This is a genomic window from Rickettsiella endosymbiont of Aleochara curtula (assembly GCF_964030935.1).
Classification (GTDB): domain Bacteria; phylum Pseudomonadota; class Gammaproteobacteria; order Diplorickettsiales; family Diplorickettsiaceae; genus Aquirickettsiella.
Genome location: NZ_OZ034990.1, coordinates 1357707 through 1370404, shown reverse-complemented (window position 1 = coordinate 1370404; position 12698 = coordinate 1357707). Strand labels below are relative to the sequence as shown.

Below are 12698 nucleotides of genomic sequence, written 5' to 3'. Positions count from 1 at the left end.
GACTACTCCTTAATAATTTCGCTCGGGCATTTATCATTACGTATCCCCTTAAAACTAGGGTGTCGTAGTACGCCTGCCCGTGTCCATTCAGTAAATTCCACTTCAACGATAATTTTCGGAATAGTCCAGGACACCTGACCTATTGCGCTAGGTATATTTTTAAATGGAACTTTGTTCGTTTTATATTTGTTAAGCAGTTTGCTAATGCTTTTTAACGAATTTTCATTAAATCCAGTTCCAACTTTGCCACAATAAAGTAATTGATTACTGTTGCCATGCACGGCTAATATTAAGGAAGCAAAATAATGTCGATTTCCCTTTCCTGGTGTAAATCCTGCGACTAAAAATTCTTGTCGCTTGCTACATTTAATCTTAAGCCAATTTCGATTCCTACCTGATACATAAGGGCTAAATTTATTTTTCGATACGATGCCTTCCAATCCTTTTTTACAGGCTTTTTTAAAAAAAATGTCACCGTCATTACCGTCGATATGGCTACTAAATACTAGTTTATTGTTATTTAATGGAATTAGTTTTCTTAATAAATATTTACGATCTTTTAAAGCACAGCGACTCAAATCCTTGCCTTGGTTATATATTAAATCAAAAATAACATAAGTTAATGCTGATTTTTCTTTACGGTTAATGGAATTGCTTAATAATTGAAAATCAGATCTATTTTTTTTATTTAAAGCTATGACTTCTCCATCTAGAATAGCCGATTTTAGATTTAATTTTTGAATTTCCAGCTGTAATTCCTTAAATTTCTCTGTCCAATCCTTTTGATTTCGAGTCAGAAATTTTATTTTTTTATCCTTAATAAAGCAAAGCAGACGATAACCATCAAATTTTATCTCATGTATCCAATCATTTCCGATAGGCGGTTTTTCGACCAAAGTCGCTAATTCGGGTTGCATCGAATTAAGCATAGGTTTTTTTCTAGCTTTACTTAGATTAGTTTTTTTTGAAATTTTAATATTTTTAGGTTTATCTGATATATCGGCTTGGAATTTTTTTGCTATTCCTTGCAAGGAGCGTTTACCAATCACACTATTAGGTTTTGCTTGTGTAATAGCATATTGCTTTTCGGATCGCGCAAATTTATCTTTTACCTTAATCAATAACCAATTTTTAGGATTATTTTTAATTCTCACTAAATTCCAAGCGCCTTTTAATTTTTTTCCTTTTAGAATAAAACTTAGATGTCCCTTTTTATACGCAAAATTAGCATCAGCAGTTTCACAAACCCAGCTACCAACATCCCAAAGCATCACTGTGCCACCACCATACTCACCTTTAGGAATTATTCCTTCAAATTTAGCATACTCGATAGGATGATCTTCGACATGTACTGCTAGACGCTTAATAGAATTATCTAAACTTGGTCCTTTAGGTATAGCCCAACTTTTTAAAACACCATTTAACTCCAAACGTAGATCATAATGCAAATGACTGGCTGCATGTTTTTGAATAACATAAATTAATTGTTTATTTTTCTTTATGCTGCCATAGGGTTCAGAACTATGCTTAAAATCCCTTTTTTTACGATATTTTTGTAAAGACATAGCAACTACCCACGTTTTTTCGATGCTTTCTGCTTATTTTTTTCTAAGCTTTTCTTCAATAAATCTACAAAATCAATGACATTACTTTTTTTAAGATTGGTTTTAATTTTCTTGGCAGAAACTTTTTTATGGTGAATTTTAGCTTCCACCCATTTAGCTAAGCTTTCTCTGAATACATCGTGATAGTCTTTAGGATTCCATTTGGTAGTCATACCATTAACTAGTTGTTTAGCGATCTCGATTTCTTTGGCCGAAATTTTATAGGCCTTTAGATTAGCTGAAGGAAAGTCAAAATCGGATTCTTTTCTAAGCTCTTGGTGATATCTAAGCAGGTTAAGCACCAGCGCATTTTCATAAGGCATTAGTGCGGCTAAATACTCACGCGTATGAATAATAACTTTAGAAATCCCAACCTTTTTAGTATCTTTTAAGATTTCACGCAATAAAACGTACGCTTTTTCACCTTTCTTATCAGGAACTAAATAATAGGGCTTTTCAAAATCCATGGTATTGATACTATTTTTATTAACAAAAGTAACAATATCAATGGTCTTAGAATGTTCGCCAGAAATAGCCTTAATATCAGACTGTTTTAACACCAAATAATTGTTATCATCGTATTCGTAGCCCTTAGCAATATCAGTCCAAGGCACTTCTTCACCGGTATGCTCATTGATACGCATATAGCGAATTCTAGCTTTATCACGACCATCGATTAATTTAAATTGTATATCAAATTTTTTTTCGGCTGGGTATAAAATAACAGGTATATTCACTAAACCAAACGTAATATATCCTTTCCAAATAGGCCTTGCCATTTAAGCCTTCCTTTATTTAAAGTTAAAAATCATTTTACATTATATATCTAGCACATATTTATTGATCCTGAGCTTTATTTGCCTATTTTTTGAACATAATTAATTTATTGAATTGAATACTAAAATTAATTCAACAAAATTTATAAGAAAGAAACATTAATATATTTCTGTGATTATCGTAATAAATATAATGAATTTATTGTTTTCTTAGCGAAAAAAATTTTAATAAAATTAAACTATTTTTGATAAAAACAAAAAGGAGAATTAGCCATGCTGAACGTGAAGGAATTAAAAAAGAAATTTAAACAAACATGAATTTCTTCTAAAGTGGGGTTTTATGGTGCGCCCGGAGAGATTCGAACTCCCGACCACCAAGTTCGTAGCCTGGTACTCTATCCAGCTGAGCTACGGGCGCGTGTTCCCAAAGAGCTCGGCATTCTAACAGTTTATCCTGCATCCAGCTAGCCTTCGCTTAAAAAGTATAATGCCACTTAGCATGATAAATGATGCTTAATATGTATGATAATTCTAAGTAAAAATCGAAACAAAAAAATTTATGTTAATCAATCATCTCGATTTACCTAGCTCAGCTCCCGATGACTGGATTCCTTATCTTGAAAAGACCAAAGATGCTTGCGAACCCAGAGAGACATTGAAAATAGGTTTAGGATATTTAAAAAAACAGAATGTGATCGGTTTAGCAGTAGACCTGGGCGCTGAAACAGGAAGGGACACGCTTTATTTATTAAAAAATCATTGGCGGGTTCTTGCCGTTGACTATTCGCAGCAAGCAATTGCTATTTTGCTAAGTCGGGTTAATAAGCAAAAATTAGCTAAGCCGATGGTCCAAATCGTTGACATCAGTCAAGCGACACTTCCAAAAAGCATCGATTTGCTCAATGCATCTTATAGCTTACCCTTCATCAAACCAGCAAATTTTCCAGATGTTTGGCAAAACCTAGTAAAACGAATACGACCCGGAAGATGGTTTACAGGCAGCTTCTTTGGTCCCAAAGATGATTATGCTCATGCTAAAAATATAACTATCCTTAATAAATCACAAATTCACAATTTGTTTACAGGATTCGAAATTTTATACATTCATGAGAACAAAGAATATGTGGTTGACTCAACCGGTGTTAAAAAGCAATGGGATATCTGGAATGTGGTCGCAGTGAAAAAAACCAAGTCGAATTAATTGGATAGATTTGTTAAAAACCACAGCAAAAAATAAACAAATCAGCTTTTTAACTAAGCCAATCAATCCTAAATAAACAGGACATGGCGGAGAGAGAGGGATTCGAACCCTCGATGGTTTTTACGCCATACTCCCTTAGCAGGGGAGCGCCTTCAGCCTCTCGGCCACCTCTCCGACGCAGAGGCTGGCGAGTATAGCACTACCTTAAGCTTTATAAAATAGTTGCTTAAACTTCGTTGTCTTCCAAGTCCTCTTCGTCAGAATGTCCTTCCTGTTTTTGTTTCTCTTGTTGAATTCGCTGATAAATTTCTTCTCGATGAACAGAAACTTCTTTAGGTGCGTTAATACCTAATCTTACTTGATGTCCTTTAATGCCCAGTACAGTCACTGTAACATCGTCACCAATAATAAGTGTTTCTGCAATACGCCGTGTCAAAATAAGCATCTTTATGATTCTCCTTTAGTTGACTCATTAATCGACCATATGCAACACCTAATCAATTTCTATTTATTAACAAAAAAAGATATAAAAATTCACATACAGACATTTTGCGAAATTAGTCTACTAACAAAACCTTAAGGAAAACTTAATACTATTTAAAAGTACGTAAAATTCCGTAAAAAAGAGCTAGCGGAGCTAATTATTCTTCGCCTAAGCCAAAAGCATGATGCAAAATCTGAACGCCTCGCACTATTTGAGCATCACTGACCATCAGAGAGACCCTCAACGCCGAGGATAAAGTTAAAATAACATTGATACCCGCCGATTCCATTGCTTGAAACAAGGTATGAATGATACCTGGATGAGAATGCAAACCTGTCCCAACCACAGAAAGCTTTGCTAGCTTATTATCACCAACAATAGATAGCGCGAATTTTTCCTTTACTAAGGTTTGGAGTAATTGTTCTGCTTGATGGTAATCTGCCCTTGCTAAAGTAAATGTTATATCCATTTTTTTAGGAGAGATTTGTTGTTGGGTTAACATATCAATTTCAATACGCGCATCATTCAGCAAGGAAAAAAAGTGTGGCATAGCTTCTTTTTCAGCTGTTAACCCATGGATGGTCAATTTTGCTTCATGATGGCTAGCAGTCACACCCGTGATCTTTGCCCCTTCTACCGCCGATTCTTCTTGGTCGGCTTGGATTAAGGTTCCTCGACCGCTTTTAGAGCTTGATAAAACGCGTAAAGGAATACGATATTTACTCGCCAGCTCAACAGCTCGATGTTGTACAACTTTCGCCCCGGCACGAGCGAATTCCGTCATTTCGATGAAACCAATTTGATCTAAGCGCTTAGCGTTGGGAACAAGATGAGGATCGGCAGTGTATATACCATCCACATCGGTATAAATTTGGCATTCATCGGCTTTTAAAATGGCGGCTAAAGCGGCTGCCGTCGTATCCGAGCCACCCCTTCCTAAAGTAGTCATATCCCCTGAATCTGAGATTCCTTGGAAACCAGCCACGATAGGCACTCGACCTGCACCAATATCATTCCGTAAAACTTCTTCTTTGATACTTAAGATGCGCGCCTTTTTATGATGGCTATCCGTGTAAATGGGAACATGAAAACTGTTATAAGATCGAGCCGGACACCCTTGCGCCAGTAAAGCCATTGCCAATAAGGCAGTAGCCGCCTGCTCTCCAGTTGCTAACAGCAAATCATACTCCCTAGAATCAGGTTCTTCGTTCAATATTTTAGCTAAGGAAATCAAACGATTAGTTTCACCTTCCATCGCTGAAACAACGACCACTAATTGATGCCCTTGTGCGCGGGTTTCAATAATTTTATTTGCAACTTGTTGAATTTTATCGATACTTCCAACTGAGCTGCCGCCAAATTTTTGTACAATTAAAGCCATTGTAATGATCTATTGATTAATTATTCAATTCTAAGCATAGTTGCCATTTAAGCGGGTCTCAACCCAATGTTTTACATTTTTTAAAGCCGCATCTAAGGCTTCAGGTTTATCGCCACCTGCTTGAGCAAAATCCGGCCGCCCACCGCCACTACCTCCAATCGCTACAGCAATATCATTGGCTAATTCACCCGCCTTTATTTTTTCGGTCAGATCCTTGGTGACTCCAACCACTAATTGGACGCGCTGTAGTTCGATACTCGCCAAAACGACCACTGCAGATTTTAATTTATTTTTAAGTTGGTCTAGTAAATGACGTAACGCTGCTACGTCAATCCCATTAATTTCACTAACTAATAATTTAATCCCTTGTATTTCGATCGCTTGAGACATGAGTTCTTCCCCCATCATAGCGACTATGGATTGCTGTAAAGCTGTGATTTGTTTTTGCAGGGACTGTTTAGCTTCCATATCCAAACGCGCTTTTTCTAATAAATTATCTTTAGAGCTTTTGAAAAGCTTAGCAAGTTGATCTGTTTGCTCTTCTAAGGCAGCAATCCAATCTAAGGCGTATTGTCCAGTCACGGCTTGTATACGACGTATGCCTGCTGAAATACCTATTTCAGCCGTTATTTTAAATAAACCAATATCACCGGTACGTGCAACGTGTGTACCTCCACATAATTCCTTAGAATAAGCGCCCATCGTCAATACGCGTACCTTGTCTGCATATTTTTCCCCAAACATCGCTATCGCACCTGCATTCTTCGCATCTTCAGTCGACATCACTTCAGTAACAACAGGCACATTAGCTCGAATTTGTTGGTTCACGCGATCTTCAATTAACTTTAGTTGCTCTATATTTAATGGGTTGGGATGTGAAAAATCGAAACGTAAACGTTCTGGCTCTACCAAAGAACCTTTCTGCATTACATGCTCTCCCAACGCTTCTCGTAATGCAGCATGCAATAGATGGGTTGCGGAATGATTTAAAGTAACCGCACGACGCTTTTCAGCATCGACTTCTGCCTTCAATTTATCACCCTTTTTTAAATGTCCTTTTATTAACTTACCTTTATGAAGAATTAATGCTCCCTCTTTAAATGTTTCAGTGACTAAAAAGCGACTGCTTGCATTAACTAAATACCCACTATCACCTACTTGCCCACCACTCTCTGCATAGAAGGGAGTCTTAGCCAAGATAACAAAACCTTCTTCGTCTACAGATAACTCCTCTATAGAATGTTTACCATCAAATAAATCTACAATAGCAACAGGCGTTTGTTTTAATATTTTATACCCGACAAATTCAGTCACCTTATTTTCAGTTAACGACAAACCCGATGCGGAAGTAAATCGACTGGCCGATTTAGATTGAGTTCTTTGACGTTCCATTTCCTTCTCAAAACCTGCCATATCTATGCTTAAACCATGTTCCCTCGCCACGTCAGCGGTAAGATCAACGGGAAATCCATAAGTATCATATAAACGAAAAAGTACCGCTCCTGGAAATTGTTTTTCACCTTGTAGCTTAGTTAATTCTTGTTCAAAAAGTTTAAGGCCCTGCGTCAAGGTCCGAGCAAATTGCTGCTCTTCTTGAAGCAAGATTTTCTCAATGGGTTTTTGTTTTTTTGCTAATTCCGGATAAGCTTGCGACATTTGCACCGCTAAGGGTTTAACCAGTCGATAAAAAAATGGTCTGTCTAAGCCTATTTTATGACCATGCCGAATAGCTCGGCGAATAATTCGACGTAAGACATAAGAACGGCCTTCATTGCCAGGATGCACACCATCGCTGATTAAGAAAGCACAAGCACGAATATGATCGGCAATGACGCGTAAAGAAGTATTGGTAAAATCAGTTATTGATGCTTCCTTAGCAACTGCCTTAATTAAAGGTTGAAACAGATCGGTATCATAATTATTCGTTACTCCCTGCATGACCGCAGCGAGCCGCTCTAAACCCATACCTGTGTCTACTGAGGGCTTTGGTAAAGGCGTGAGCTCTCCGCCTGTAGAACGCTGAAATTGCATAAAGACTAGATTCCAGATCTCAACGTATCTATCCCCATCCGCGGTGGACGTGCCAGGGGGCCCTCCAGATATGCTGGGCCCATGGTCATAGAAAATCTCAGAACATGGCCCACAAGGGCCAGTATCACCCATAGCCCAAAAATTATCCTGTTTACCGCAACGTGAAAAACGCTTGGGGTCGACCTTAATCTCATTTAACCAAATTCCTGCTGCTTCATCGTCCTCGGTGAATACTGTAACCCATAGTTTTTCTGCTGGAAGATTTAACTCCTCGGTCAAAAACTTCCAACTATAGTGGATAGCCTCGCGCTTAAAATAATCACCAAAACTGAAATTTCCTAACATCTCGAAAAAAGTATGATGCCTAGCGGTATAACCTACATTTTCAAGGTCATTATGTTTACCCCCGGCACGCATACATCGCTGTATACTCGCTGCCCGGGAATAAGGCCTTGTTTCTAGACCTAAAAAAACATCCTTAAAAGGCACCATACCGGCATTAGTAAAGAGTAAACTTGGGTCATGTGCTGGAATCAAGGAAGCGGAGGGAACAATAGTATGACCCTGACTTTTAAAATAGTTAAGAAATAGTTCGCGTAGCGCATTGCTATTCATGTCGGAGCTCTTCAATGCAAAAGCGATGAGTATCACGGCAAGTGATTTTTCTGTCAATAAATTAAGAGTAACTTAACCAACTTATCAGCAGTTTAAGTCGACAAATCCCTATTATTAAAAATCTCCATGGGCAGATGAAAGTACTTCAAGATGCTCGTCACATCCTAAAGTGCCGCGAGTATATTCGAATTTAGGGGGCAATTTATGGTATAATTTCCGTTTTTAACCCTTATTACGTATGTCGATTAAAAATGAGATTTTGGCGGGAAAAAACCCATCCATAACGGAGTGTGAGCCTATCGTCCCACACACGGAAAGCTCGCTTGAGCCAGAACTAGGCCTTAAGGATAATGCTAGCCAACAGGGTGGACTAGGTATGCCGAAGTATGACTCTTCAAACATAAAAGTCTTAAAAGGTCTGGATGCAGTCCGTAAACGTCCTGGTATGTATATCGGTGATACAGATGATGGGACCGGTCTGCACCATATGGTCTTTGAAGTCGTGGACAACTCCATAGACGAATCCTTAGCAGGCTATTGCACTCAGATTGACATTACGCTGCATAGCGATGACTCAGTCACCGTTAAAGATAATGGCCGTGGTATTCCGGTTGATATCCATAGTGAAGAAGGCCGATCGGCTGCCGAAGTCATCATGACCGTCTTACATGCTGGCGGTAAATTTGACAGCAACTCCTATAAAGTCTCAGGCGGCTTGCATGGTGTAGGTGTTTCCGTGGTTAACGCCTTATCAGAAAAATTACAGCTCACTATCCGACGTAATAATAAAGTCTATGAGCAAACCTATTTGCTAGGAGAGCCCACAGCACCGCTACAAGCCACTGGAGAAACGCAGGAAAGAGGGACTGAAATTCGCTTTTACCCCAGCAAACTCATTTTTCAACATAACAACGAATTCCATTACGATATCCTCTTAAAGCGCTTGCGTGAGTTATCCTTTTTAAATTCCGGTGTAGCGATTAATCTTATCGATGAAAGGAGCAACGAAGAAACTCAACTTAAATATGTGGGCGGAATTAAAGCTTTTGTCGAATACCTCAATCAAAACAAAACTTTAATTCACAAGCAGCCATTTTATTTTACCGCTGAACGCGATGAAATCACTGTCGAAGTGGCTTTGCAGTGGAATGATAGCTTTCAAGAAAATATCTTATGTTTTACCAATAATATTTCTCAGCGTGATGGAGGAACCCATCTAGCTGGTTTTCGTGGTGCCTTAACTCGAACATTAAACACCTATATCGATCGTGAAGCGACTAGCAAAAAGTTAAAAATCGCCACCACCGGCGATGACACACGTGAAGGCCTAACCGCCGTTTTATCGGTCAAAGTTCCTGATCCTAAATTCTCCTCACAAACCAAAGATAAATTGGTCTCTTCCGAAGTTAAAGGAATTGTTGAAGCCCTAACCTCAGAAAAGCTCGAAGAATTTTTATTAGAAACACCACACGATGCGCGCGCCATCATGATGAAGATCATTGATGCGGCACGGGCACGTGAAGCAGCGCGCAAAGCACGTGAAATGACACGGCGCAAAACTGCATTAGATATTGCTGATTTACCTGGAAAATTAGCAGATTGCCAAGAAACTGATCCTGCGCTTTGTGAACTATTTATTGTCGAAGGAGATTCAGCAGGTGGTTCCGCTAAACAAGGCCGCAATCGACGTTATCAAGCTATTTTACCTCTTACAGGTAAAATCCTTAACGTAGAAAAAGCCCGCTTTGACAAGATGTTATCTTCAGAAGCAGTTGGAACATTAATCACTGCGTTGGGTTGTGGTATAGGTAAAGAAGAATACAATCCAGATAAGCTTCGTTACCATCGTATTATCATCATGACCGATGCGGATGTCGATGGGTCGCATATTCGTACTTTATTACTGACATTTTTCTATAGACAAATGCCAGAATTGCTGCAACGCGGCACTATTTATATTGCTCAACCCCCTTTATATAAAATTAAAAAAGGCAAGCAAGAACAATACTTAAAAGACGATGCGGCGCTACAAGCTTATCTTACACAAACCGCATTGCATGATGCAGCGCTCTATCCACATACTGAAGGCTTTTCTATTCAAGGTATTGGTTTAGAAAAATTAGTCATGGATTACCGCAAGGCACAAATGATGATTCAACATTTGTCGCGACGCTATCCAATGGAGGCTTTGCAAGCCATTTTTGATCTTCCTCCTTTATCTCCTGAGGAATTAACTGATTCTGCTAAGATGCTCGAATGGACAAAAAACTGGCAAAATCAATTGCAACAGACTACCAATAATGAAGCTATTCGTTACCAAGTCTCTATTTATGAAAATACTGAACGACATGTATTTTTACCTGAGATAACCATCGGTACCCATGGTTTAGAAACAACCTATAAAATCTCTTACGAATTCTTTAAGACCCTTGAATATCAGTGTTTATTCGATATGACCAAGCAGCTGCATGGCTTGATTGGGCCGGGTGCTTATGTGCAGCGAGATACCAAAAAACAAGCAGTGAAAAATTTTAAAGAAGTCTATGAATGGTTATTAGCTGAAGCGCGTCGAGGACAAGCTATCCAACGCTATAAAGGTTTAGGAGAAATGAATCCTGATCAATTATGGGAAACAACCATGGATCCAAATAGCCGACGTTTATTACGCGTCACAGTTGAAGATGCTATCGCAACGGATCAAATCTTTACTACCTTAATGGGTGATCAAGTTGAACCTCGTCGTGATTTCATTCAACAGAATGCACTAGAAGTTGATAATTTAGATATATAAAACCCAGCATACTCACAGCAATTGGATTTGCGAAAAGTATCCTGGAAATAAAAGTAAAGTTGATAATTATGCGCCTAGGATCCAAAAAATATGGATAGCTTTAAACCTTGGAAAACTTTAAAGAAAAATTCCGTCGTTGATATAATTGCTCCGGCCAGTGGTGTTGCTGACAGAAAAACTATTATAGAAAAATTAAAGTCTTTATTAGAAAGTTGGCAATTAATACCCAGAATTTCTTCTGATATATTTGGACCTGATTTACTGTGCGCCAACAGTGATGAAAAACGCTTTCAACAGCTAAAAGACGCTTTATTCAATGACTCCCAAGCTATTTGGTGTCTACGTGGCGGCTATGGCTGCACACGTTTGATACCTTCCTTACTAAAATTAACTTCTCCAGAAAAATGTAAATTGTTTATTGGTTTCAGCGATATCACTGCTTTACATTTATTCCTGCAGCAAAAATGGCATTGGCAAACACTGCATGGTCCTACATTAAATCAAGTGACTGGTCACTTAATTGATCAAGAAAATATTGCTGAATTAAAAGAAATTATTTTTGGTCAGTTACAGCAATTAAATTATTCATTAAGCCCTTACCATAAACCCATTAATTTCTCGGATTTAATACTAGCCCCATTAACCGGCGGCAGCCTTAGCTTGGTACAAACCAGCCTCGGCACAGCTTGGCAAGTCGAAACTAAAGATAAAATTTTATTTTTGGAAGATGTCAATGAAGTGGCTTATCGTATCGACCGTATGTTACAGCACTTACAACAATCAGGAATATTAACGCATGTAAAAGCCATCTTATTTGGTGATTTCACTTTTTCTGCAAAGATAGAAGAGGAAAAAAAGATTCAAGCGGTATTAGAACGATTTGCCAAGGAACAAAATTTTCCGGTATTCCGTTGTCCTGATGTTGGTCATGGAAAAAAGAATCGTTGTTTACCTTTTGGAACTCCCGCACAATTAGACTTAAATAAAAATCAACTCACGATTAAAATAACAGGTTAACTTTTCTATGCTCAATTCCTTCGGTAATGCCGGTACATTTCTTATCCAATCCATTTTTGATCTGTATATTTTTATTTTACTGCTACGGATTGTTTTACAATGGGTGAATACCGATAGTCATAATCCTTTGTTTGTATTCGTAGCAAAATTAACTAATCCTCCGCTACGCCCTATTTGTCGCATCATTCCCAGTCTACATGGTATCGATTTGGCCGCTATTATATTGTTACTAGGCTTGGAAATGATCAAAATTGCATTTTTAGTCTGGTTGCAAATTAATGCCACTCCGCATTTAATCGGATTAGTTGTACTTGCCTTCGCTGAACTCCTAAATCAACTCATTAATATTTTCTTCTATGCCGTTATCGCTTTAACTGTGCTAAGTTGGATAAGTCCTTTAGCCCATGGTCCACTGGTAGAAATATTAGTTCGTATCAGTGAACCCTTAATTAAACCCATCCGCGGCATCTTACCGATTATTTCAGGATTTGATTTCTCGCCGCTAATTCTGATCGTCGGCTTAAAATTATTAACTATTTTATTAGTACAACCGCTGGCCCAAATCGGCGCAAGCTTGGCTTTAGGTCATTTAACTAGTTAAAATCTAATAGTTTTGCTGTTTTTTGTCATCCAGCTAGCGCCTTACATACACTCAAAAAAATCAAGTTTATCCCTGATCAAAATTATCAATGAGTTTCATCAGAATTAGGCTTAATAGTTCTTTAATCTTTGCTCGATAGAATAATCTAAGGATTTGACTTAAACCAATGGAGAAATCAATCAAACAATAAATATGTA

At 38.2% G+C, this 12698-nt stretch carries 9 protein-coding genes and 2 tRNA genes; 4 read left to right on the top strand and 7 right to left on the bottom strand.

All coding sequences use genetic code 11. From position 1 onward, the window contains the following. Positions 1–2: 2 nt before the first annotated feature. The 3 genes from ligD to AAHF87_RS06105 all read right to left on the bottom strand — a co-directional run bounded on the left by ligD (position 3) and on the right by AAHF87_RS06105 (position 2798). Positions 3–1565 (bottom strand): non-homologous end-joining DNA ligase, encoded by a 1563-nt coding sequence (ligD, locus tag AAHF87_RS06115; RefSeq protein ID WP_342147623.1) that lies wholly within the window; start codon positions 1563–1565, stop codon positions 3–5. 5 nt (positions 1566–1570) lie between these two features. Continuing rightward, on the bottom strand, positions 1571–2383 hold the full coding sequence (locus AAHF87_RS06110) for a Ku protein (protein ID WP_342147622.1): 813 nt from the start codon (positions 2381–2383) through the stop codon (positions 1571–1573). A gap of 338 nt (positions 2384–2721) precedes the next feature. Then, positions 2722–2798 (bottom strand) — tRNA-Arg (locus AAHF87_RS06105). A gap of 141 nt (positions 2799–2939) precedes the next feature. Between AAHF87_RS06105 and AAHF87_RS06100 the strand changes: the two genes are divergently transcribed. Continuing rightward, a complete protein-coding gene (locus AAHF87_RS06100) occupies positions 2940–3581 on the top strand; it encodes a class I SAM-dependent methyltransferase (protein WP_342147621.1) in 642 nt (213 codons plus the stop codon). An 84-nt stretch (positions 3582–3665) separates the two neighbouring features. Here the strand turns inward: AAHF87_RS06100 and AAHF87_RS06095 are convergent. From AAHF87_RS06095 to alaS, 4 genes are all read right to left on the bottom strand, one after another. Then, positions 3666–3755 (bottom strand) — tRNA-Ser (locus AAHF87_RS06095). 52 nt (positions 3756–3807) lie between these two features. Beyond that, on the bottom strand, positions 3808–4026 hold the full coding sequence (gene csrA, locus AAHF87_RS06090; protein WP_342147620.1) for a carbon storage regulator CsrA: 219 nt from the start codon (positions 4024–4026) through the stop codon (positions 3808–3810). Between the two features lie 196 nt (positions 4027–4222). Further along, complete coding sequence (locus AAHF87_RS06085; RefSeq protein WP_342147619.1) at positions 4223–5446, bottom strand: aspartate kinase; 1224 nt, start codon at positions 5444–5446, stop codon at positions 4223–4225. A 30-nt stretch (positions 5447–5476) separates the two neighbouring features. Beyond that, a complete protein-coding gene (gene alaS, locus AAHF87_RS06080) occupies positions 5477–8092 on the bottom strand; it encodes an alanine--tRNA ligase (protein ID WP_342147618.1) in 2616 nt (871 codons plus the stop codon). A 376-nt stretch (positions 8093–8468) separates the two neighbouring features. On the opposite strand from alaS, the gene gyrB reads away from it, so the two are divergent. The 3 genes from gyrB (at position 8469) to AAHF87_RS06065 (ending at position 12501) form a co-directional block, all read left to right on the top strand. Continuing rightward, the gene (gene gyrB, locus AAHF87_RS06075; protein WP_342147886.1) at positions 8469–10883 is read left to right on the top strand and encodes a DNA topoisomerase (ATP-hydrolyzing) subunit B; all 2415 of its coding nucleotides are present in this window, start codon (positions 8469–8471) and stop codon (positions 10881–10883) included. Positions 10884–10973: 90 nt separating this feature from the next. Next, on the top strand, positions 10974–11900 hold the full coding sequence (locus AAHF87_RS06070; RefSeq protein WP_342147617.1) for an LD-carboxypeptidase: 927 nt from the start codon (positions 10974–10976) through the stop codon (positions 11898–11900). Positions 11901–11907: 7 nt separating this feature from the next. Further along, a complete protein-coding gene (locus tag AAHF87_RS06065; protein ID WP_342147616.1) occupies positions 11908–12501 on the top strand; it encodes a YggT family protein in 594 nt (197 codons plus the stop codon). The last annotated feature ends 197 nt before the right edge of the window (positions 12502–12698 follow it).